Source organism: Mesorhizobium sp. B2-8-9, assembly GCF_006439475.1.
Classification (GTDB): Bacteria; Pseudomonadota; Alphaproteobacteria; order Rhizobiales; family Rhizobiaceae; genus Mesorhizobium.
Map to the genome: position 1 here is coordinate 211,407 of NZ_VFTQ01000006.1, position 23,257 is coordinate 234,663.

The window sequence follows — 23,257 nt, forward strand, 5'->3', positions numbered from 1 at the left end:
GCAACCCGCGATTGCGAAGCCTGCAGGGGCTGTTCAATTGGCAGGGTCGCGCGTCCGGTTCTTAGCTTCTTCAGAGCCGTCATGCTCAACCAATAGGCGGAAGCTCGACCGGCAACCCTCGCGCGCATCCTTCTCCCAAAGGCTTCGTTGACGAGATAGATGGCCGAAGACGAAGATCGATTTGCCGGCGTCTGCCCGGGCTTACGCGGCCTGTCTGCGGATAAAGCGAGACAGGGTAGGGGAGTCACCCGCCCGCCCTGGTGGCTCCCCTATCGCTTCGCGGTGAGGCGCGCCACCAGTATACACAGAAAACCTTCTGCAGCATGGCCGTCAGACGGATAGACACCGATGGAAATGACGTTCGGACGTTAGGCGTTTCCCTGGGGATCGGTTTCGCTCAGCCACCGCCCGCCCGTTTCATCGCTGCGGGTGCCGGTTTCGAAAGCATCGATCAACTTCTTGGCGGCTCTGTTGGCAACATGGGACTCCGGGTACTGGGCGGTGACAGCCCGCGCCCGCTCGTAAATTTCCTTGAGTTGCCTCACCTGCTTAGGGCCAAATGCGTCATGCGCAACGCGGGTGGTCATACCAGCTATCCTCCTCACGCCAGAACTCAAGAGAACCCACCCGTTGCCCAGAGTTCCACTGGTTTTTAATTAACATGACATTTCACGATTGAAAGCAGAAACGTGCCCGCAGGCTGTGTATAACCATGACATTTGTCGCCGTCGAGGCGTTCTTTCGTGTGCGCTCGCCAAACGAAGGCTTAGCCGTTTGCAGGAAGAGGTAGGTCGGAATTCGAAAGCAACACCTCAAAGCAGCTGGATGGCTGGGCCATGCTAATTCGCGTGCCACTCTTGGCGCAGTCAGATGCTTTGAGCATTCCAGCTTGCCCATCTCCCCGTCACGTGGAGTGCTGCGTGGTTGAATCTGCCGTCGCTCAGTAAGCACCTGCAACTTCATGCGGAACGTAGCACTACGCCGTTTGGCTCTCTTGTCGCAGATATGAGCATATCGAAAAATGCATCAGCGAGTGGCGCCTTTCGTCAATATCAGCGCGACCAACCGAGCGAGAGGCTCGATCAGCGATGCAGGTGTCTTTGCCGGGTCTCCTGGTGTGCGTGGCTATCCTGGCCATTGCTTACTATTCCCGGGGGATGCTGATAGTCGGACTGGTCGCTTCCCAGGCGTTCGGAGCGACAGCCGTTGTGACCCTCACCTTTTTGGGCGGGTCATCTCCGCTGATCTACACAATATTCGAGGTTCTGCTGGTCGCGGCCGTGGCCGCGAGGCGGCGCATCTGGTTCGATCTTGGAAGCGTGTTCGGGAGCATCCGCCCAGTCTGGATTCTCGCAAGCCTCATGGTTTACGCGATCATTGGAGCATGGCTGTTTCCAAGATTTTTCGCGGGGCAGACCGCCGTCTTCGTTCAATCGAAAATCCGCGGCACAGTGGTCGAAGCTTCGCTAGCCCCGGTTTCGGCCAATATTTCCCAGACTGGCTACTTCATTCTTGGTGGGCTAACCACAATCGCGCTTTGCACTCTGCTTTTGCATGCCTCCAGAATCGACCAGATTCGGCGGGGATTTTTCTTGTGGTGCGGCTTGCACGCCGGGATGGGAGTGGTCGATTTTGTCGGCAAGAATGCAGGCGTAGGCGATGTGCTCGCCCCTATCAGAACCGCCAACTATGCGATCATTAGTGACGCCTATGAGGCGGGTTTCGCGCGCATTACGGGACCTTTTTCCGAGGCCTCTTCGTTCGCCGGTGCCTCTCTGGCCTGCCTTGCATTCTCCTATACCTATTGGAGATGGACCAGGTCACGCCTAGCCCAATGCCTGTCGGCTATTCTGCTTTTTCTGACCTTTCTATCGACGTCTTCGACCGCCTATGTTGGCCTCACGTTGCTGTGCATTCCGGTCGCCCTCTCGATGTCGGCTTCGGTCCTTAGGGGAAAGGTCGAGCGAGAGGAGATATTGATTGCGGTCCTCATGGTGGTGGGCGTTGTCGCCGTTATGGGCATTAGTCTATATCGCGCCGACGCCCTGGACCCTTTCGTCAGGCTTTTCAGCAGTACCATCATCAACAAAGCCGATTCCGCCTCGGGACACGAGCGCGCCTATTGGAACTTCAAGAGCCTGCAGTCCTTCATCGACACCACCGGACTTGGGGTTGGCTTCGGCAGCTCGAGGGCATCGAGCTGGCCGATTGCGGTTCTGTCCCAGCTTGGCTTCTTCGGGTCGCTGATGATGGCGATGCTGCTCGTTACCCTAGCCAGGGGGTTGAGCGGGGTGCGGCAGTGGGTGGCGCCTGAAACAGATGCCGTCGTTGCGAGCATCAGGAATGCCTCTTTCGCGGGCATCATTGCCAACTCGGTGTCAGGTGGCAGCGCTGACCCTGGCATACTCTTCTTTATCGCACTCGCCGTTGTTTCCGCGACGAGGGTCGGTGCCTTGCGCACCGCGGCGGGCTTCGACCCGGGCAGTCGTTACCAGGCGGCACAGCCTGTGCCTGCTGTCGACGCCGCCTAGGCGGCCCGCACGCGCTGGACGACGTCTAGCCGCCGATGCTCGATGGCTGTCGTTGCGCCAACGATCAGGAAAATTGAACTACCGCTTTCGTAGGCGATCTGCAGGCAATCGCAGCCTTTTAGGGAGGTTTGCACACAATCTGCGCACTCATACTGTGAGCGTGGGATTGAATGCGAATGCGGAGCAATTGGATGTGGCAGGCGCAATCCGAGGCAAAGGGGATCAGTTTGACGGCCCAGCCGATCAGCCCGGAACGTCATGCATCGAATGCAGTTCGGCAAAAGCCGCGAGTAACCTGGTTCCGGCAATGGAACACGGACCTGGACGATGCGCTGTCACGCCTGCCTGAGTCGGATGCCTGCCCGCACAAACTGTTCCAGTTGCTGGCCACTGGCTCCACTGGCAACAGGAAGTTGATCGCGCTTGTCCACGACAAAGGCGCGCCTGTCGCTATAGCGGCGCTGCGTCGGACGCAAGACGCACGTTGGGTGCCGGTAACTCACTATGTCGTTCCTGGATTTGTCCTGCCTTCACAGCCCGGCCGGCTTCTGGACGCTGTCGCGAGCTTGGGCGTTACTGTCGACCTTGGATTTTGGCGGTCAGAAAGAGAGCCACCAAGCCATGAGGCAATTCGTCTGCTTTGGTCCGAGCCAAGCTTTGGAATGGAAACGTCGGACGATTTCGAAGCCTATTGGCGCAAGACCGGCAAGTTATACGCGATCCGGGGCGCTCGAAAAAAATGCAGCGGATTTTCACTCGCGATGAACCAGCCGGGCGCAGCCAGAACCATCATCATGGAATGGGGCAAGGCGTGGGGGGTCGACAAGGGTGAGCTTGCCGATCGCATTACGGCGGCCGAATACCTGGAACGCGAGGGTCGCCATATCTCCCTCATGTTGAGGGATGGCGACCGTCAAGTTGGTGGGGCAAATTGCTTTATACATAACAATGCACTTGTTGCCGGGGTGTACTTTCGAAGCCGCGAGTATGAAAAGCAAGATATTGGCACATATATACTCTACCTGACCTTCGAAGTGGCGCAAAAGCTGAACCTGGAAAGCGTCGATTTGGGTGGTGGCCACGCCTATAAACAGCGCTTTGCTCCGGCTAGGGGAGTGAAGTACGAGACACGGGTCTGCGGCAACGTGGTGAGATACCAATTCGATCGGGCACTGGGAAAGTTGCGCAGGACCGCACTAGCCCGTCGCACAGCCGAGTAGCCAGGCAGGCCAACCAGTCGCGGTACAGCAGATGAGCACGACCTATGACTACCGTCGCAGCACATCAAACGGTCGCCTCATTCTCTGGGCCCGCCTCGCCGCGGCCTTCGTCAGTCATGTGAAATTGGTCAAATGAACTCGGTCAGAAAAGCTCTCGTGTATACCGCGGCCGACCGATACTTCGGTCTAGCCGTCAACTTTGGCCTGATGATCGCCGTCTCGAGGCTTCTGACGCCGCGCGAGATCGGCATCTCGGTAACGGGATCCGCCGTTGTCGGGCTTGTGCTATCCTTGCGGGAATTCTCAAGCACCTCTTTTATCGTTCAGCGGCCCAACCTATCAAAGGATGATCTCCGCGCTGTATTTACGGTGATGCTGGCGCTGACATTGCAGATCTCAATTTTTCTATTCGTTTCCGCCCCGTTGATTGCTCGCATGTACGGAGAGAGCGGCCTCGTCCCGTACCTGCGTCTGATATCGGCGGCAATACTTGTCGAGGTCGTTGCAGCTCCGATAACGGCGCTCATGCGACGCGAGATGGCATTTGGACAAGCCGCTCTTGTAAACATGGCAATGGCGGGTTCCGGCGCGCTCACCGCGATCACGCTCGCAGCGTTCGGTTTCAGCTATATGAGCTTCTCCGTCGCGTGGTTCGTCTCGGCTGTCGTTGGCGGCGTTCTTGCACTCTCGCTTCGTAGGCAGTTCTGGATTCTTAGACCCTTGTTCAGAAACTGGAAGGGGGTGCTTGTTTTCGGCTCGTATAACGGCCTGATAGCGATGCTTGCGCGAATGTATGATCAGGTTCCGTATCTGGTTCTTGGCCGCGTGCTTTCGTTCAGTGCCGCAGGCCTGTTCAATCGGGCCCTGACGGTCGCCCAATTGCCCGACAAAATCTTCCTCGCCAGCTCGATTGCCGTCGTCTTTTCCAAATTTTCGTCCGAGGCCAGAGACGGGGGTAACCTCAAGGCCAGCTACCTGGCGGCGTTGAGCTATACCACGGTCGTACACTGGCCTGCCCTTTGTGTGCTGGCGATCCTTGCCCATCCCATCGTCGTGTTTCTCTACGGGGAACAGTGGCTCGAGATCGTGCCGCTGATACAGATTGCTGCCGTGGCCGGCCTGTTCTCCTTCAGTTTCGGATTGAACTATTGTGTTCTCATGGCAGTCGGCGCCATCCGCGAAGCCTTCCTGCGCTCGCTTATTGTGTGGCCGATTTCCGCCCTTATGCTGTTGGCAGCAGCTCCGTTCGGCATGCACCGCATGGCGCTCAGCCTGCTTGTGGCCGTTCCGTTCCAGGCCTTCGTGTCACTGGTTATCCTTCGACGCCACATACGAATGACCTGGTTGGAGTTCACACTATCTCTCTGGAAGAGTGCAGCGGTGACGGTGGGCAGTGCCGTCGGACCGGCAGTGGTCGCCCTCACTTGCTACCCCTTGCAGATCAACATGGTCGCCGCGACGATAGCCGCCGCCCTCTCAGGCATTGGCTGGGTGCTGTCGGTCTGGCTTTTCAAGCACTCGGCGATCGCCGAGCTCAATCACGCCGTCAAATTCGTTGCGCTCACGATAGCCAGGCGCCGTCAAACCAGTTCGAGTCTTCTGGCGGTCATCGAAGGCAATCAGCCCGCCGCGGGTCAAGCGAAATGAAATCGAACCAGTATATCGATGGCACCTATTCACAGAAGGCTACGGGGTGGCACGCGAGTGAGTCCCCGTGGAAGGCTGCGAACGTGCTGAAGTTGATCAGCAGAAATTCTCTTGTTTTTGAAACGGCATGCGACGTCGGGTGTGGAGTAGGAGAGGTGCTTGCAGAATTACAAAACGCCCTCGACCCCGATATTGAATTTAGCGGCTTCGATATCTCGCCGCAAGCAATCGCGGTTGCAAAGGCAAAAGAGAATGAACGACTTAAGTTTTATGAGGACGACTTCGTGAAGTCGAGTTCGAAAGAATTTGACTTGATTCTTTTGTTGGATGTGTTCGAACATGTCAGTGACTACATAGGATTTCTGGAATCAGTTCGCGATAGAGCCAGCTGGTTTATTTTTCATATCCCCCTCGATATCACGGCAAAAGGAGTGTTGTTTAAGTCAAACTGGATGCTGTATATGCGAGAACGGTACGGGCATTTGCATTATTTTTCCGCCGAAACGGCAATGGCTACTCTTTCTGACGCAGGATACGAGGTGGTCGATTTCTCCTACACAGATGATTTCGACGTTACCAAGAAGATGATCCCCAAGCATTTTCGATCACGGCTCGTCTATGAGGCAAGGCGGTATCTGTCCCGCACCAGGCCGCGACTAGCCGCCTCGATTTTCGAGCAATTCAATCTTCTTGCATTGGCGCGCGGGGGGCGCCCAGTTGCCGGCCAGCGGGATCATTCCCGACAATCTGCCGGCGATACTCTGGGATGAGGTCAGATGGCTTCGCCGCTTCCAGAAGTGTCGATCATCCTGCCCACATACAATCGCGCTGACACGCTCACTCGTGCCGTTGACAGCATAACAGGCCAGACGTTCCAAGATTGGGAACTGGTGATTGTCGATGACGGCTCGACGGATTCAACCGCGCAACTTGACTTCGGTAAAGACCCGCGCATCCAGGTGATCCGCCAGCACAATCTGGGCGTGGCCGCCGCACGCAACACGGGTATCGCCGCAAGTAGGGGGCGCCTGATAGCGTTCCTGGACTCGGATGACGAATGGCTACCCTATTTTCTCGACCTGTCCGTCGGGTTCCTGAGAGCGTTTCCGGAAGATCACTACGTCACCCTGGAATTCTTCGAAGAAGACACGAGCAGACGAGTGCTGAAGGATCGCATTGTCAACGCGTATCTTCCAGAAGCTCGTGCGATTGGCTCGCATGCCTTGGATCTTGGACCTGGCGAGACGGACGATTACCTGCGCGTTTTTCAGTCGAGACAGCAAATCGGACGATGGGGAACAAAACATTTGCAGGCCTGCGAAGCCCAAGGTGCCTTTCTGTACCAAGGACATATCTTTCATCACACGCGTTGGGGTTATTTCGCATGGCTTCCGACGACTGTTGTGACGCGTCACGCTCTACAAGTCGTCGGAAGCTTTGACACGTCCCGGCGCAGCGCGGAAGACTATCCTTTCCAGGCGTTGCTTGCTCACCATTTTCGGACAAATTTCATATCGGTCCCGTCTGCGCGGAAGCATGAGCGCAGCCTGAATGCGGGCCCTATGAAAGAGGATCATCTCGCCGGCGGCTCGAATGCCTATTCCTTTCGCATGAACCGTCTGCACTATTTCGATCAGCTGCATTGGAGCCAGAACCGCAACGATCCTGAACTGTCACTGGTGCGCAGGCACTATGTCTATGAAACCGCATGCATCGCACTAAATTCGGGCTTTAGAAGTAAGGCGGTTGCCCTCTTCAAAGAGGCTGCCTGTTTCCACAACCGCCTCTGGCAAGCCTACTTGCTGATAGCTTTGATTGTTTGCTGTCCCTCCGACAAAGCAGCCTCGACTGCATATGGGGGGGTGCGCCTTGTCTCGCGGATTCTACGGCATTTGCCCTTCGAAACGACGTGATCGGCGAGGCCTCGGCCGCTGCTGCCTGAAAGCTGTGTGGAAACCAAGTTTATCGCAACGTGTGGGCAATGACGGCTGCCACACGCTTGAATGCGCCCGGCTTGCGAAACAGGTAGCTCACGGGGGGGAAGACAATCGCCGACCTGTCCAAACCACGACAATAGTTGAACAGGTCCCTTGCCTGTGCCCGTTTGCCTTTGAACAAATGCGACGCTGCTGACCAGTACGCCACCTCGGCCAGCTTTCGACGAACAATCCTGTGGAGACGCTTGGCGTCAGGAACTTCAGATCCTTCATTGCTGAAGAAGGATCCGAAGGTGGCCTCGCTCTCCTTCAAAAGGCCCAACTTTTGATCCCAAAGCGATTCCGAGAGGCTGTTGGAAGAATGTATCCGACGAAAGGCCAGCGGGCTGTCCATTTCGACAACCGCTCCCGTCGTCGCCAGTCGAAGCACCATCTCCAGGTCGTCCATATAGGGCAATGAAACGCGGTAGTGCCCTATCTTCTTCTGTGTCAGCGTTCGAACCAATATTGCGTGGGCGGGCACCGGCTCGAAACCAGCGCAGCATCTCTCAATAAAGCTGTCCCCATTGGACAGACAGTAGCCGGAAGGCTGTGGCTGAGCTTCCGGTGGTGTCTTGTCTGAAAAAAACTCGACGTAGGTTCCCAGTACGAACGAGGCGTTTGGAAAGCGCTCCAGCAGTTGAATGCCTGATGAAATGGCGTGTGCCGCGGCAAGATCATCTGCGCAAAGAATCATAAAGTAGTCCGCTTGCGCGAGATCGATCGCTTCATTGAAGGAGGCGTGAGGGCCTAGGTTCTTCTCGTGGCAGATGAGCTGGATTCTCGGATTGCTTTCGGCGAGCGTTCTCGCGACCTCGACACTGTTGTCGCTCGAGGCATTGTCGATGATGACAATCCTGAGTTTGTCCAGGCTACGAGTTAGAATATCGTGCGCGAGTATGCTGGCAACGCATTGCGGTAGAAGAGCCGCATAATTGTAACACGGGATGATGACGTCCAGGCTAGGCATAGTGACCTCTACCGGCGAGCTCCGTTAGCCAAGGGACGTTGCATCAGCGGCGCCGCGGAAGCATTTCGGATAGCAGGCGTTCTTGTTGCAGGTCCAACAGTTTACCAAACGCGAGATTGCGCGCGCGAATGACCCCCCTTATTTCCGGGCCGGCGCCGGCCGCGCGCTCAAAGTGAGCAATCAGCGTGTCAACGTCAAAACAGTCTGCCTGTTGGCAATATTCGCCCAAGCCCATTTCCGCCAATAGCGCATCGTTCTTTGCCGAATAGCCAAGTGAAATGACCGGCTTTTCCATCTTGAGCGCGCATACAACGTTGTGAAAGCGCGTGGCAACGACGATGTCGGTTTCGGAAATCTGTTCCATCAGGCTATGGAGCGTGTCTGACAATCCGGTGGTAACGCGTTCCTGCAAGCGGCTTGCGGCACACAAGCGCAGCCTTGCAAGGAGCGCATCTACTGCCTCCATGTCAGTGGCTTCTCCCGTGAGCAGCTTGATCCGATGCCCTCTTTCCAGGAGATAGATGACAAACCGCGCCAATTTATCGAGATAGCTATCGAATATGGCTTGGCCGCCCTTGGCGAAGCCGTACCAACCCTTGTACCGCATTACCCCGACGCCAACGGTGAGGGCCGTGGCATCGGAGACGGTGCGAGCAGACACCACCGGAGTGGCGAGTTTGAAGACGATGTCGGGATACACGGCGTCATTCACCGTGTTCACGCCGGCGTTTTCCATAAACACCCTCGACTGGATATCGCGGTACGAACGATAGTGCGCCAGCTTGGCGGCAGAGACCATCAGCCAACGGCTGACCGGATGGTCGATCGGACCGGCTCCCACGCTCGCGAAAGCCACCTTTGTTCCCGACAATCGGGCGGCCAGACACCAAATTAGGACATCCAGCGGCATGCCCTGAGGTGGATCGCCGAAGTCGTCAAGAATTCCGGTGCCGGGAACGATCATCACGTCAGCTTGGCGTATCTCGCGAAATGCCCTTGCAAGGTCTCTAAGCTTTCCGATCAACCGGACAGGAACCCTGACAGCTTTGTTCGAAATTTCCGAGTAGTGGCTGGCGCGCCGGATTGAGATGGCCGGTATTCCAAGCGTGCGCTGCACCACGGAGGGATGGGCGCATACACAGAAAAGTCGCGCCTCAGGCCGCGCGCGGCGGAGGAAGTCCACCATTGTCAGAAGCGACCCTTCGTTGCCGGTGTTGTTGCTTCCAAAATTGCCAAAAAGGGCAACCGTCGGCGCCTTCGCTGACGAAGTTATGTGCCGGGTCTTGGCGCTTTCAGATGGAGTGAAGGGCGACGCGGTCACGTCGTTGCTGCGGATGTCGAAGCTCGTTTTCATCTATCGTTCCGCTGGTAAGAAAGGCGTTGAAGGCTTCGGTTCTTCGTAGCTCCGACCATTCGCAAGCCAAGGATCGAGAATGCTGGGATCGACCGCCAAATTCATGCTGTAGACGACCGCGCAATCCGCTCTTGAAGAGCCAGCCTGACAATTTACCAGGTGCAGAATAGCGCGCTTGCCCGATGGAAAATATGTGCTCCCTGACTATGTGGCTCTTGCCGAAAGCCGACTCATAATGGAAGCTTCGCCAGCTAGCGGGCAATTTGCCCATTCTGATATCGCGCGGCCTACCTCTTTTGGCCGCTGCTCTCCAGCCGACGTATGCCAGTGCGGCAACCAAGGGTCGCTACGTCACGTCTATTCTCCGAGCAACAGGCCTCTCCAGCCCTGCAGAAAGCGTTGCTTCGAGGCGCGCAGAGCAACTTCGCGCAGCTCGCGGCTGGTGCGCGCCTTTTCGGCTGAACTCCGCGAGAGAGCGAGCCGCATCGCTTGTCCGATTGCAGAAGGGTCCTTTGGCGCTACCTGCGCGCAGACACCCTCGACGGCTTCCACCAACGCGCTTTCTTCGGACACGATTGGTAGCAGGCCCATGTAGGCGGCTTCCAAGGCGGGCATCCCGAACCCCTCCAGAAGGCTCGGCAGAACGAATGCCTCCGCATGTGCGTAAAGCCAGCGCAACTGGCTGTCCGGCACATATCCCGGCATCAACACCCCGGCTACCGATTTCGCGAAATCAATGATCTTGTCGCGCCCCTGGCCTTTCGGACCGCAGAGCACGTATTTTATACCCTGTTCACAGAACCCGCCGTCCCGATATGCCTTGAGCGCGGCGATCTGGTTCTTGCGCGTTTCGAAGGCACCGACCGTCAGGAAAAACCTCCCGCCGATACCGGGAAGGATTTCCTGGGGGCCGTCGAACAGGCCCGTTCGCACATATAGTGGAATCGTTGTCAGGAAGCGGAAGTCCAGCCCATAGATGGAAATGAAGTTATCCTTCGACCAATCGCTGACGAAAACAATGCCAGGCCTATGCCGGCGGATCTTTTCATACGCAATACGATAATTCGCAACGGTCACAGCATCATAGAGGAAGCTATGACTCAGAGGACCGACATCGTGGCAAAGGACAATATCCTTCTCAGCCAACTCCGATCTCAGCACAAAGAGCGGATCAAGAAAGACCCGCGAGTTACTGCCCGCGGCTTTGCCGCCGATCAGCAAGTGTCGGCTATCCTTGAGCCAGCTGATTTCCAGCATCATCAGCCGGGCCGCGATCTTGCGGGCCAGGCCTTCGGGAGCGATCGAGCCGAGTCGCCAATACCGAACCTGTGCGTGCTCTGGCACGAACTCCTGGCAAAGATCCTTGGCGATGTGCCACGCACCAGTCCTGTTCAATATCGATAAGGAATTTTCAAACAGTGGACGATCGACGACTGCGGCCGCGAGCGGCTCTGTACGAGTCGATCCTCCACTTGCCGACCCCCCGGGGGCTTGCCGCTTCTCGATATGCAGCAAAACCCGTCCCTCCAATCCTAGTTGTCCAAACCGTCGACGGCTCCTATCCAGGATGCGCGCAGGACCGAAAAATCACCGTTGCAAACGTATCGCCAAGGTGCCTCTTGTCAACAGAACCCGTGGGGGTAGAGGGATCGCCAAAAAGAGAAGGATGGTTGTAAGCTTATCGGATGGCTTGTACCGGAGCTACCAGAGACGAAGTCCGAATCTAGCCATCGTTGTTTGCAACCCCGCGCTGCAGCGAAACGGCCGCTTCGGTCCGATTTCATGCCCCGGTTCGCGCATAATGGCCGCAGCGTGGAGTTTCGTCGTCGCCTCTGCAACCGTTCACCGTCCTGTCCGCACAAATTGCTACTATTGAGCATCATATGCCCACGACGGGACAATTCCCCCGGGTGCCGACTGGGAAGCATTCAATCGATCGTCGTGCCAACTACAGGATATTGTCTTTCAGTTCGGCGTCCTTGGCACAGATGACACCTGCGGCGGCGCAGTGACCGCTGTATCCCTTGCGCGATTGATTTCAAAACGGCAAGACGGGGAGGGGCTGTGTCAGGTTATCGATAGCTCCACCGAAGAGATAGCGATCCTTGGTGGCACATTGCTGCTCTCGAGCCTTGATTGCGAGGAGGCCACGGGCGCCGTTGACATGTTGGAAAAATTGCCAAGATTGGCACCGGCCCTTCGCCAACCTTGTCCTCGAAGGTGCCGGAAATCTCGACGACAGTAACGATCTTGCCGGCTGGTTTGAGGCGGCGGCCTGGTCCGGTGATTTGATAGCGGCCTTCAGCCTCGGCCTCTGCTTCAACGAAGGGAGGTGGGCAAGGACCAGGAACGGGCGGCGCAATGGATGAGGCGAGCGGCCGAAGGCGTCACCCAGGCGCAGTATATGTACGCACGCATGCTTCAGGACGGGCGGGGTGTGCCCAGCGATCTCGCCCATGCCCGCTTGTGGTTCAAGCGAGTGGGCGACCTCGGCATGGCGGACGCACAGGCGGCTCCGGCGGAAATGCTGCTGAACGGGCGCGGCGGCGAAAGTTCTCCGTTAGCCGCGGCGCATCTCTTCAAGCAGGCCGCGGCCGCCAGTCACGTCTCTGCCATGTTCGCATGCGATGCATTGTTCGAGGCCAGCCATGACCTGTCGCTCGATCACAAGGCCGCGCAGAAATGGTTCGCCGCCGAGCGGGGACACGCGCCGGCCCAACTCATGCTCGGCCGATATCTCGTCAAGGGTGTCGCCGGGGAGCACGAGCCAGTCGCCGGCCGTGCTTGGCTTGAGCTAGCGGCAGCGCAAGATATCAATAGGTACCGACGAACTCGCCGATTTCGTGCTGAGTTAAGCCCGCCAACGCGACCATAAGCTACCTCGCATTGGGTTCGTCATTCCCAATCAGTCGACTCGCGGCGAGAATTCTGACCAGAATAAACTCGACATCATAGTCCAGCAATTGCTAAATTAAGATTTCCTTAACTCTCTGCTCCCGGTATTCAACCCGATGTATTTTCCGCAGTTTCTGATTGGGATGCTCACGACGTCGGGCATCGTTGCGTTCTGGAGCTATGAGGCCACAGGGTCGATCTGGCAGGCTTTGGGCTGGACCATCGTAACCGCGGTTTTGTTCCAGGTCACATACTTCGCGTTGGCAACATGGATTGTTTCCAAACGGAAGACAGGTGCAGACAAGGATACGGCCCGAGTTTCCCCCGGTCCGACTCGGCCGACACGTGACAGGGATGGTCTCTTGCACTAGGCGCCATACTCTGGAATTGAAATGCGATCCCCTACCTAATTCCGCGAGATTACGCCGTGCTATGACTAGCAAATTGGACCAGTGCTCTTTCCTGTATAGCGGAGTGGCCCAACCCGCGAACACGCCTTGTCATCGGACGTCGGTCTTGGATGAAAGATCGGCGACTGCAGGTCATGGCCTATGCAGCCCGACCAAGCGTCAGCAGAATTGGGCAACGGCTCGCCTTCTGGCGAAAAGGAGATAAGCAGCACGGGGTCGAGCTCGCCGCTCATCGCGATGCTTGCATCATGACGTTGCGCCGTGCTTGTGGTCGAGGACGAATCAGTCATCCTTCTCGATATTGAACACTCTCTTGAAGAAGCGGGGTTTGAGGTGGTCACCTCCTATAGGGGGGAGGATGCGATTTCAGTCTTTGATGACGATCCCGAGCGTGTCCTCGCGCTCATAACCGATATCAGGCTTGGCGACGGCACTGACGGGTGGCAGTGGCCAGGCACCTGAGAAACGTGAATCCAACGGTTCCGGTGATCTACATGAGCGCCAATGGGGCCGTAGACTGGCCCTCTTTGGGCGTCCCGAATAGCCTCATGATCGAGAAGCCGTTCGTCATGCAGCAGAAGAGCCACGCAGCCGCGAGGGGAGGCGCGAGCTCTCATCGGGGGCTGCCAGACCCGACGCGACGCTTACAACATCGGGCGAAGGAGGCGTCGCGTTATCCAAACATATGCCTGCTCTTCCCGGCCATCAACCCGTATCGAAGGACGCGCTGATCGACGCCGGCTGGGGTGGATCGGCGGTTGCCGACAACAATCTGACGGTTCAGATCGCAGCCTTGCGCCGGACTCTGGCCGACGCGGCGAATGTCGCGAGTTGGATCGAGACGCTGCCGCGCCGCGGCTATCGCTATGTCGGACCGGCTGTCGCCACCAATCTTCCCGACACCTCGGCCACCACCCGCGCCGCGTCGGCACCGAGCTTGCCTGAGAAGCCCTCGATCGCGGTCCTGCCGTTCTCGAATTTGAGCGGCGACCCGCAGCAGGAGTATTTTGCCGATGGGATGGTGGACGACATCATCACAGGCCTGGCGCGCATCAAATGGCTGTTCGTCATCGCGCGAAACTCGACCTTCAGCTACAAGGGTCGCGCCATCGACGTGAAGCAGGTCGGCCGCGAGCTTGGCGTTCGCTATGTCCTCGAAGGCAGCGTGCGCAAGGCCGGCGGCAGCGTTCGTGTTACCGCGCAGATGATCGATGCGTCGACCGGCGCTCATGTCTGGGCCGAGCGCTACGATCGCAGCTCCGAAGACATCTTTGCGCTCCAAGACGAGATCGCACTGGCAGCAGTAGGAGCGATTGCGCCAAGCGTGCGGAAAGCCGAAATCGAACGAGTCAAGCGCAAGCGCCCCGACAGTCTCGATGCCTATGATCTCGTGCTGCAGGCCCAGCCTGACGTGGATTCAGGCATGCCGGATCAGGTGACCAGGGCGCTGGTGCTGCTCGAGCGTGCGCTCGCGCTCGAACCGGCCTATGCGCTGGCGCATGGCAATGCCGCGATGTGCCATCATTGCCTGTTCCTTCGCGCCGGCCTGCAGGAGATCAACCGTGCGTCTTCGATCCGCCACGCGCGTTCGGCCATCGTCCACGGGCAGGATGATGCGCTTGCCCTCACATGGGCGGGCTTTTCCATCGGAATGGATGCGCATGATCGCGCCGGTGCTTTCGCGGCATTGGAAGCTGCGCTTGCCATCAGCCCGTCATCGGCGCTGACCTACATCCTCGGCAGCGTCATGCTCGAATGGAGCGGTGAAGCAGAGCGCGCGATAGAGTGGAGCGAGCAGGGCATGCGGCTGAGCCCGTTCGATTCATGGGCCTGGGCCGCATTTGACGCGCAGGCGATGAGCCACTTGCTGCGCGGCCGTTACGAAGAGGCTTGCCGTGCTGCCTACAAGTCCGTCCAAGCCAATCCGGCGCACAGCATCACCTATGTGCAATTGGCCGCCGCGCTGGCCAAGCTTGGCTGATTGGACGAAGCGAGGGCGGCCGCCGCCCGCGTGATCGAGCTTCAGCCTGGCTTTCGCTACAGCCGCCAGTTTGCAGGCGTGAATTGCGCGCCCGCGCTCGCGCAGGCTCTTGGCAGCGCATTACGGGCAGCCGGATTACCTGAATAGACTCATAAACTGCATGAGTTCGCTGGGCGGTCCGCAGGCGATGCCTTAGCGCCAACTGCCGAAAGCAGACCGTCAGATTACGGCCGCCCACTGGCACAGCTATAAATAACTGATTTCGCCGCTTCACGCACCGCGGCCGTATTGCGCTGGCGGCGCCCCCACGCACCGCGAGAAGGCTGAGCTGAAGGCACTCGTCGAGCCATATCCGGTCTTCGCCGCAATCTGCGCGATGCTGTGCTGCCGCGCTCTAAGCATGTGCTTGGCCAGCGTCATCCTCCAGCTTTGCAGGTATTCCATCGGCGCCATGCCCACCACTCGGTTGAATCGCGTGAAGAAGGCCGAGCGGGACAGCCCCGCCTCACGTGCCATCTCGGCGACGCTCCATGCGCGATCTGGCGCCGCGTGGATGGCGCGCAGCGGGCCGGCCAACCGGTCGTCCGCCAGCCCGCGCAGCAGGCCTGGCGTGGCACTCGTCTCGGTCGCAGAACGCAGAGCTTCGATCAGTAGCACCTGCAGCAGATGTTCCAGAACCACGTCGCGTGCCGGGCGATCCGCTCTTGCCTCGTCCCGCACCAGTCGCGCCAGGTCGCCAAGACGCTGCTCCCCCCGCACCATGGCCATATCGGGAAGCAGCGACACCAGCAGTTCCGCATCCGGGGCGCCGAAGCTGCAATACCCGATGAGCTGCTGCACCTCGACAGCGGCATTCTCTGGCCCGATCCGCACTGTTCCGTCCGGACGGATCAAAGGGCGGCTTTCCAGCCCAGGCGGCGGTTCGGGATCGGCGCTCGACATGGAAAAGCTCTGCACCGCCGGCACCAGCACGAAATCGCCTTGGCAAAGGTTCATCGGCGGCTTGCCGTCCACCTCGATACGCGCCTGACCGGCAAGGAGCAGACAATAGTAGACCTGTCCAACCTCGGTCCGCCGTACGCGCCAGGGGCCGGAAGCGTCCACCAGCTTCGAAAAGGGCGCGCGCGGACGCAAAAGGGCGATCACTTCGGAAAGCGGATCTGACATTTCGGACTTTCGATAAACAATAACGGATATGCGATTATAGAAAGTTTGCTCCGCAAGGTCGATATCCAAAGCATCCAATAAAGGAGACACCCCATGAATACCGTGATGATCACCGGATGCTCCTCTGGCTTCGGGCTGCAGACCGCGCGCCACTTCATCGACAAGGGCTGGTCGGTCGTCGCCACGATGCGCAGCCCGCGCGAGGATGTCTTGCCCGCCTCCGATCGACTGCGCATCCTGCAACTCGATGTGACCGAGCGCGATGCGATCGGCCGCGCGATCGAGGCAGCAGGTCCGATCGATGCGCTCGTAAACAATGCGGGCATCGGCTGGATGGGACCGCTGGAGGGCACGCCGGAAGAGATAATTCGCGAAATTTTTGAGACCAACACTTTCGGCACGATCGAGATGGTCCGCGCCGTGTTGCCGCAGTTCCGGCAACGCGGAGCGGGGACGATCGTCAATGTTTCCTCCAGCACAACGCTGAAGGCGCTGCCGCTGCTACCGATCTACACGGCCAGCAAGGCTGCGGTGAATGCCTTTACCGAATGCCTCGCGCTGGAGCTCGAGCCCTTCGGCATCCGCACGCGGCTGGTCCTGCCCGGCCAAGCTCCAGGGACCCGTTTCGGGGCCAACGCACGCGGCAAGATGGCAGAAGCGGGGGGCATTCCCGAAGCTTATGGCCCCATTGCCAAGCAGGTCTTTGCCGCTCACGCGGCGGCGGCGAACGCGAAAATCACCGAGCCGGCGGACGTGATTGCGGCCATTTGGCGGGCAGTGACCAAGCCGGACTGTCCGTTGCGCCAGGCCGCAGGCGCCGATGCCATGGCTCTTGCCGCATGACGGCAGGAATGCTGGGGCTCCGGCACTTCGGGTCAGACGGAGGAACACTTTGCCGGTTTCGCGAATTTTCCGCTTCGCCGGCAGAACCTGTCTGAATGGTGGGGTCTGCCCACATGCGGCAAAGGGCTGGATCGAGCCGTTTATCGTGTCCGATTCCAATGACAGCAAGGCGTCGTGAGCTGAATGGCTGATTTACCAATTGGACGCCAGAAAGCTGCCGATCTGCTCACGGCCCCAAAGCAGTCGAAAGAACGCGCTAAAATCGCTAGTGACTAAGATTCGCGTGGGGTTCCTGGAAGCTTTTCGAACTTTCTGGTCGCGGCTCAACCCGAATTGCGCGTGCTCATGGACAAGGTAGGACACCAGATTCGGTTTTCAGATAATTCGGGAGGCACCGACCCTTTTGCGCGTGTGCATTCCTGATAGCGCGCGTCAGCATGCCTCCAAGTGTGCACAGCACCCTTGCGCCTCCAACCGGACGCTCAGGCAAATTTAAGCACGCATGCCGAATCTTTCGGATGCGCTTGGCGCCTAGGGCTAGAACCTGACCCATCATGCAGCCCAGCAATCGCGGCCTGCCGACCGCGGCTGGGTGCTTCAGCGATTCTAGAGGGATTCTCCGGATTCCTTTTGGAATGTTGCGTTGATATTGCTGAGCTTGCCATCTGGACCGAGCACGGTCATGAGCATCAAGAGCCTATTATTGACTATCCCGAGATTGAGATAAAATTCCTTCCCTCCATAGGAGCCTCCCGAATTCGGCTCCCAACTCCCTTTCCCGGCCGCGTAGGGCTTTCCTTGAAAACTTGGACGTACAACAGCCGCCCAGCCATTACTGGCCTTAACTGAAAAATTTTCACCGGCCATTCTAACTATGATGCGGCAATTGGCACATCTGCCGGCATTGGAAGCGATTTGGTGCCACTCACCCGACAAGGATTGCAACGCGTCGGGTTCAGCCCACGTCGGAAAAATCCAGGTTAATGCGACAACGGAAAGGAAAAAAGAAACTAGGCAACGCACAGGAGCACCCCATCGATTCAGCATGCCTGCCGAGTAGGCCAAAGAGAAGACTTTCGCATTCACCTGATTCTACGAAAGCTTCCGACTATGAACGGTTAAGCCTATCCGTAGCCTTGTCACTAATGGGTCGATTTCTGCCATTTGCCTGCCACAAGCATCCCGAGACCTGCGGTTTTGTCCCCTGGATTAATTCCGGTTGCAGCAAGGTGTCGAAGATGCAGTGACGGCCTCAGAAGAGGGCGGGTGCCGAACGACAGCTGTTGTTTCATAAGCAAATCGAACCTGACAGTTGAGACTCGATCCGAACGACCGAGCAGCGCCCTTTTGCGCCTCGGTTTCCGTTGGATGGACCAACCAAGTGTGCGGCGTAAGAGCGCGAATTATCCCGCCTTTAAGGGTAAGTGCTTGTTTTTGTTGCAGGCCGTTATCGGTCGTTTGCATTCATGAGTGGTGGCCAAGGCAGGCGTGCGGTCTCTCGCATCGCCATTCAATGGCGGTGCCGAACTCTGCGAGGTCGCAGCTTCAAAGCCGGTCCTTGCTTTCAGCTGGAGCTTCGATCTAACTCGACATCGACTATTTACGCCGTGGTAGCGTCGGGCCCGGAGGCAGCACTCGCAAATTTTCTAGGTCTGGGTTGCTTCAATGCGTTTGCGCGCTGGCATCAACGGGCTTCTCATAAACGCTCACAGCAAGAAAGGCGGATGTCCGCGAACCGTTCAGCAACGTCGCGGCGTCGGTCGTCATTGCGCTTGAACTGGACCACGCCGAGATCCTGGCGCTCGCAGGCGAGATGGTTGCTAAGAACCTGCCAGCTACGCGCCCCTCGCAAGCAACGGTGGATCGGACCTGGGTAGGCACTACCGTTCGTTTCCTTTTTCGGAGAGGGCGCGTGAGTGCGTCGCTCGTTTGCTGCGACCTCAGTGGCTTGGTTAGGTTGCGCCGGCGAAGCGATCGATCCTGAAATCGTCGAGTGGCGTTTCGCAGCGGCCGGTCGTGATCAGTTCGGCCATGGCCTCGCCGACGCCCGGGCCGAGCTGAAAACCGTGCCCGCAGAAACCGAAGGCATGGAACAAGCCCGGCGCCGTTGCCGACTGCCCCATGACCGGCAGCATGTCGCTCGTATAGCCCTCGCATCCGGACCATGTGCGGATGACCGCGACCTTTGCGATCGCCGGAAGCAGCCGCGCGACGGCGCGCAACTGTAACGGCAGGCGCCTGGGGTCGGCTCTTGCGTGGCCGGGTTCGAGATCCACCGGCACCCTTTCGGCCGCGCCGCCGAAGACGATGTTGCCCCGCTCGACCTGACGCAGGTAGGCCCCATAATCCTTGTCGCGTGTCCATATGCCGACCACCGGCAGGATCCGGTGCGGCAGCGGCTCGGTCACGCCCATCTGCGGGCCGCGGGCGTCGAGCGGGACCTCTTCGCCGAACCGCGCTGCGATGCCTGCGCCCCAAGCGCCCGCGGCGTTGAGTAGGCATTCGGCGGCAAATGAACCTTTGGAGGTAGCGACAAGAAAACCGGACACGGTCCGCTCGACCTTTTCGACCAGGGCTCCCTCGATAATTTCCGCGCCCAGCTTACGGGCGGCTTCGGCGAAGGCCGGCGCGATCAGCCGCGGATTGCCGCTGCCATCCTGCGGTGAGAACGAGGCCGCGATCGCGTCGGGACCGAGGCCGGGAAAACGCGCGCGAATCTCGCGCGAGCCAAGTTCTTCCAGCTCGAGCCCCCAAGGCCGCGCTGCCTCGGCATAGGCCTGCATGTCGGCGAGACCGCCTTCATCGAAGATCAGCCGGATATGGCCGGTGGCGCGGAATTCCACGTCTTGGCCAAGCATCTTTTCGGCCTCACCCCATAGGCTGAGCGAGCGATGGGCCAGCGGAAGCTGAGTGAGATGACGCCCCGTACGCCGGATGTTGCCGAAAGAGGCGACCGTCGCCCCGGTGCCGACCTGGTTGCGCTCGATCAGCGTCACGCGCGCGCCGCGCCTGGCGAGAAAATAGGCCGAAGCCGTCCCCATCAGCCCGCCGCCCAGCACGATCACATCCATAGTCATTCCTTAGCGAAGAGCAGCTGATCCTTGGATGCATCCATCTTGTCGGCGCCGCGACATTGCGTCAAAGATGGGTTTGGACGGAAGTCATAAGCTCGACCTATGGAGTTGGGATTTGCGGGCCCGGCAGCTCGAAGTGTTCATCGCCGTCATGCGCGCAAGCACCGTGACCGCCGCGGCGCGGATGCTGAACATCTCGCAGCCCGCGCTCAGCCAGATACTGCTTCACACCGAGGACGAGCTTGGCTTCACCCTGTTCGAACGGGTCAAAGGCCGGCTGCGGCCGACGCCTGAGGCGATCGAGATCTTCGCCGATGCCGAGCGGCTGTCGGCGGGACTGGAAGGTTTGCGCCGCAAGACTACCGACCTGCGTCTCGGGCGGACCGGGCTGGTGCGGGTCGCGGCTTCGCCGCCGCCGGCCATGGCGATATTGCCGCGCGCCTTCACCGCATTCCGGACGCAGCATCCGGACATTTTGCTGCGTTCCAACAGCGCGCCGATCGCCGCGATCGTCGACATGCTGCGCGCCGGCGATGCCAGCCTCGGCGTAGCCATGGACGACCGGCTGCCTCCCGATATCGAGACGGAGGTGATCGGCAGCGTCGGCTTCGCCTGCCTGCTGCCTGCCGGGCATTCACTGCAGAAGAAAACAGAGCTGACGCTCGCCGACCTGGCCGGGGAGGAGCTGATATCATATCGCGGCAATACCCGCCCCGCTGACGAACTGGCCCACGCTGCCCGCTCGCAAGGCGTGGCGCTTTCACCATCGCTAGAGATCGACGTCTCTATTTCCGCGATCGGTTTCGTCCAGGCCGGCCTGGGTATCGGCCTGGTCGACGCGCTGCTGCCCTGGCACCAATTCGCCGGCCTTGCTGTCAGGCCATTGGCGGCCGGACCGGAATTTCCGATCGCGCTGCTCACGTCGCGCGCCCGAGCGCTTTCGCGGGCCGACGAGATGATGCGCGACGAAATCCGTACGGCCTGTTCCGCCGTTCTCGGTGAGCATCGCGCCAAGGCATAAGCAGGACTTATATCCTTCCCCCTCATCCATCTTGGACGTTGATCGTCCGCTCGTGCGAGTTTTGGTCGGCAGACAGGAAGGGACGCATCATGGACGGTGCCATCGCGGCGGACGCGGCGCAGAACGAAGCCGACTGGAAGGTCGGCGTCGATATCGGCGGAACGTTCATTGACTTCTGCGCGCTGGAGACCCGTTCCGGCCGGGTCGCCTCGCTGAAGGTGCTGACGACGCCGGACGATCCGGGCGCCGAGCTGATGGCGGGCCTCGCTCTCCTGGCGGAACGTGAAGGCTTCGATCCCACCCATATGACGCGCTTCGTGCACGGCACGACCGTCGGCATCAATACCATCATCCAGCGCAAGGGCGCCCCGCTCGCGTTGTTCACCAATGCCGGCTTCGAGGACGTGATCGAGCTCGCGCGGCTGCGAATGCCGGACATGTATTCGCTGTTCTGCGCGCGGCCGGACCCGCTGATCTCGCGCGACATGGTGTTCGGCATTCCGGCCCGCATGCGTGCCGACGGCAGTGAAACTCAGGCACCCGACATGGCCGTCGTCGAACGGGCGGTTGCGGCTGCGAAAGCAGGCGGAGCGCAAGGGATTATCGTGTCCTTCCTCCATGCCTGGCGCAACGCCGCGCAGGAAGCCTCGGTCAAGGCCGCGATCGCCCGTCTGGCACCGGACCTCTTCGTCTTCACCTCTGCCGAAGTGTGGCCGGTCATCCGCGAGTATGAACGCAGCTCGACTGCCATTCTCAATGGCTATGTCCATCCGCGCGTCTCGGGCTATCTGACAGCGCTGGAAGAGCGGCTGAGGAGCTGCGGTGTGCCGGCGCGCCCGATGCTGACGAAATCGAATGGCGGGCTGATGAACGCCGCCGAAGGCAAGCGCGCATGCGTGAACATGCTTTTGTCGGGAACGGCTTCCGGCGTCATCGGCGCCTCGTGGCTGGCGCGTCAGGCCGGCGAAGACAAGATCCTTACCCTCGACATCGGTGGGACGTCGGCCGACTTCGCGCTGATCATAGACGGCGAGGCGCAGTTCGGCACCGGCGAGCTGATCGGCGAATTCCCGCTCCACATTCCATCCGTGTCGGTGAGCTCGATCGGCGTGGGCGGCGGCTCGATCGCCAGCGTCGATGCGCAAGGCGTGCTGCGAGTCGGGCCGGAATCGGCTGGCTCGGCACCGGGACCGGCATGCTACGGCCGCGGCGGCGAACGGGCGACGGTGACTGACGCCATGGTGGTGTGCGGATGGCTCGGCCACAGCGAGATGGCCTATGGCCAGCTCCGGATCGATACTGGATTGGCGCATCGCGCGGTCGGCGAGCTTGCCGCCCGGCTCGGCCGCACGATCGAGCAGACCGCGCAGGCAATCCTCGATATCGCGGTGTCGGAAATGTTCGTCGAGGTCGAGAAACTCGCCTCGCGCGCTGGTGTCGACCTGCGCGATTTCACGCTGATGCCATTCGGCGGCGGCGGCCCGATGCTCGGCTCTTTCCTTGCCCGCGAACTCGGCATCAAACGAGTGATGGCGCCGCGCCGCCCCGGCGTGGTCTCGGCACTCGGCGGGTTGGTGGCGGATCTGCGCGGCGATTTTATCCGCACGATCTTCAGCCCGCTGTCCTCAGCGTCGCTTCCCGTCATCCGCGAGGCCTTCGAAGCGCTTGCGGGTGAGGGGCGTCATTGGCTCGCAGAGCAGGGGCATGACGCGGCCGCGGAACTCAACCTCTTCTGCGACATGCGCTATGTCGGGCAGAGCTATGAGATCGAAGTGGTCCTTTCGCCGCAATGGCTGGCGGATGGCGATATGGCCGCCATCGTACGGGCTTTTCACCTCACCCATCAGCAGCTCTACGATTTTCACGATCCAGATGGCGATATCGAGCTTGTGAACATCCGGCTGTCCGCCATAGGCGCAGGGCCGAAGCTTTCCTCCCTGCAAATCGATGAGGTTGATGCCCCTGCCAATCCGGCGCGCCGGCTCCCGGTCTATACGGGCCTCGGCGTCGAGACCGTCGACCTTCACGACCGGCAGACCCTCATGCCTGGCAGCACGTTCCATGGGCCTGCCGTGCTCGTTCAGGAAGACACCACGTTTGCGATCCCCGCGGGGACGCAGGCACGGGTCGACCGCCATCTCAACCTTCTGCTGACCTTCCCGGAGTGA

17 protein-coding genes and 1 pseudogene are annotated in these 23,257 nt (G+C 59.5%); 11 read left to right on the forward strand and 7 right to left on the reverse strand.

What is annotated here, in order from left to right; genetic code table 11:
- Positions 1-368: 368 nt before the first annotated feature.
- Positions 369-587, reverse strand: a complete 219-nt coding sequence (locus tag FJ423_RS10340; protein WP_140841369.1) for a hypothetical protein — start codon at positions 585-587, stop codon at positions 369-371.
- Positions 588-1,088: 501 nt separating this feature from the next.
- Between FJ423_RS10340 and FJ423_RS10345 the strand changes: the two genes are divergently transcribed.
- The 5 genes from FJ423_RS10345 to FJ423_RS10365 all read left to right on the forward strand — a co-directional run bounded on the left by FJ423_RS10345 (position 1,089) and on the right by FJ423_RS10365 (position 7,311).
- Complete coding sequence (locus FJ423_RS10345; RefSeq protein WP_140841371.1) at positions 1,089-2,531, forward strand: hypothetical protein; 1,443 nt, start codon at positions 1,089-1,091, stop codon at positions 2,529-2,531.
- Between the two features lie 191 nt (positions 2,532-2,722).
- Positions 2,723-3,751, forward strand: coding sequence for a GNAT family N-acetyltransferase (locus tag FJ423_RS10350; RefSeq protein ID WP_140841373.1), 1,029 nt, complete (start codon positions 2,723-2,725; stop codon positions 3,749-3,751).
- Between the two features lie 132 nt (positions 3,752-3,883).
- A complete protein-coding gene (locus FJ423_RS10355) occupies positions 3,884-5,398 on the forward strand; it encodes an oligosaccharide flippase family protein (protein WP_140841375.1) in 1,515 nt (504 codons plus the stop codon).
- An 83-nt stretch (positions 5,399-5,481) separates the two neighbouring features.
- Positions 5,482-6,168, forward strand: coding sequence for a class I SAM-dependent methyltransferase (locus FJ423_RS10360; RefSeq protein WP_246680125.1), 687 nt, complete (start codon positions 5,482-5,484; stop codon positions 6,166-6,168).
- Positions 6,169-6,174: 6 nt separating this feature from the next.
- On the forward strand, positions 6,175-7,311 hold the full coding sequence (locus FJ423_RS10365; protein ID WP_140841379.1) for a glycosyltransferase family 2 protein: 1,137 nt from the start codon (positions 6,175-6,177) through the stop codon (positions 7,309-7,311).
- Between the two features lie 49 nt (positions 7,312-7,360).
- Here the strand turns inward: FJ423_RS10365 and FJ423_RS10370 are convergent, their stop codons facing one another.
- The 3 genes from FJ423_RS10370 to FJ423_RS10380 form a co-directional block, all read right to left on the reverse strand.
- Positions 7,361-8,344, reverse strand: coding sequence for a glycosyltransferase family A protein (locus FJ423_RS10370; protein WP_140841381.1), 984 nt, complete (start codon positions 8,342-8,344; stop codon positions 7,361-7,363).
- A 43-nt stretch (positions 8,345-8,387) separates the two neighbouring features.
- Complete coding sequence (locus FJ423_RS10375; RefSeq protein WP_140841383.1) at positions 8,388-9,698, reverse strand: polysaccharide pyruvyl transferase family protein; 1,311 nt, start codon at positions 9,696-9,698, stop codon at positions 8,388-8,390.
- Positions 9,699-10,055: 357 nt separating this feature from the next.
- Positions 10,056-11,213 (reverse strand): glycosyltransferase, encoded by a 1,158-nt coding sequence (locus tag FJ423_RS10380; RefSeq protein WP_246680126.1) that lies wholly within the window; start codon positions 11,211-11,213, stop codon positions 10,056-10,058.
- An 817-nt stretch (positions 11,214-12,030) separates the two neighbouring features.
- Between FJ423_RS10380 and FJ423_RS10385 the strand changes: the two genes are divergently transcribed.
- The 3 genes and pseudogenes from FJ423_RS10385 (at position 12,031) to FJ423_RS10400 (ending at position 15,131) form a co-directional block, all read left to right on the forward strand.
- Complete coding sequence (locus tag FJ423_RS10385) at positions 12,031-12,573, forward strand: tetratricopeptide repeat protein (RefSeq protein ID WP_246680127.1); 543 nt, start codon at positions 12,031-12,033, stop codon at positions 12,571-12,573.
- 691 nt (positions 12,574-13,264) lie between these two features.
- Positions 13,265-13,465 carry a hypothetical protein gene (locus FJ423_RS34100; RefSeq protein WP_246680128.1) on the forward strand — a complete coding sequence of 67 codons (201 nt, stop codon included), beginning with the start codon at positions 13,265-13,267 and terminating at the stop codon, positions 13,463-13,465.
- A gap of 223 nt (positions 13,466-13,688) precedes the next feature.
- A pseudogene (locus FJ423_RS10400) lies at positions 13,689-15,131 on the forward strand (winged helix-turn-helix domain-containing protein).
- 123 nt (positions 15,132-15,254) lie between these two features.
- Here FJ423_RS10400 and FJ423_RS10405 read toward each other — a convergent pair.
- On the reverse strand, positions 15,255-16,220 hold the full coding sequence (locus FJ423_RS10405) for an AraC family transcriptional regulator (protein ID WP_348642888.1): 966 nt from the start codon (positions 16,218-16,220) through the stop codon (positions 15,255-15,257).
- Positions 16,221-16,244: 24 nt separating this feature from the next.
- Here FJ423_RS10405 and FJ423_RS10410 point away from each other — a divergent pair, with 24 nt between their 5' ends.
- Complete coding sequence (locus FJ423_RS10410; RefSeq protein WP_140841387.1) at positions 16,245-16,994, forward strand: SDR family oxidoreductase; 750 nt, start codon at positions 16,245-16,247, stop codon at positions 16,992-16,994.
- A 606-nt stretch (positions 16,995-17,600) separates the two neighbouring features.
- Here the strand turns inward: FJ423_RS10410 and FJ423_RS10415 are convergent.
- Both FJ423_RS10415 and FJ423_RS10420 read right to left on the reverse strand, forming a co-directional pair.
- Positions 17,601-18,080 carry a hypothetical protein gene (locus tag FJ423_RS10415; protein WP_140841389.1) on the reverse strand — a complete coding sequence of 160 codons (480 nt, stop codon included), beginning with the start codon at positions 18,078-18,080 and terminating at the stop codon, positions 17,601-17,603.
- Between the two features lie 866 nt (positions 18,081-18,946).
- A complete protein-coding gene (locus FJ423_RS10420) occupies positions 18,947-20,065 on the reverse strand; it encodes an FAD-binding oxidoreductase (protein ID WP_140841391.1) in 1,119 nt (372 codons plus the stop codon).
- A gap of 118 nt (positions 20,066-20,183) precedes the next feature.
- Between FJ423_RS10420 and FJ423_RS10425 the strand changes: the two genes are divergently transcribed.
- Both FJ423_RS10425 and FJ423_RS10430 read left to right on the forward strand, forming a co-directional pair.
- On the forward strand, positions 20,184-21,089 hold the full coding sequence (locus FJ423_RS10425) for a LysR family transcriptional regulator (protein ID WP_140841393.1): 906 nt from the start codon (positions 20,184-20,186) through the stop codon (positions 21,087-21,089).
- Positions 21,090-21,178: 89 nt separating this feature from the next.
- The gene (locus FJ423_RS10430; protein ID WP_140841395.1) at positions 21,179-23,257 is read left to right on the forward strand and encodes a hydantoinase/oxoprolinase family protein; all 2,079 of its coding nucleotides are present in this window, start codon (positions 21,179-21,181) and stop codon (positions 23,255-23,257) included.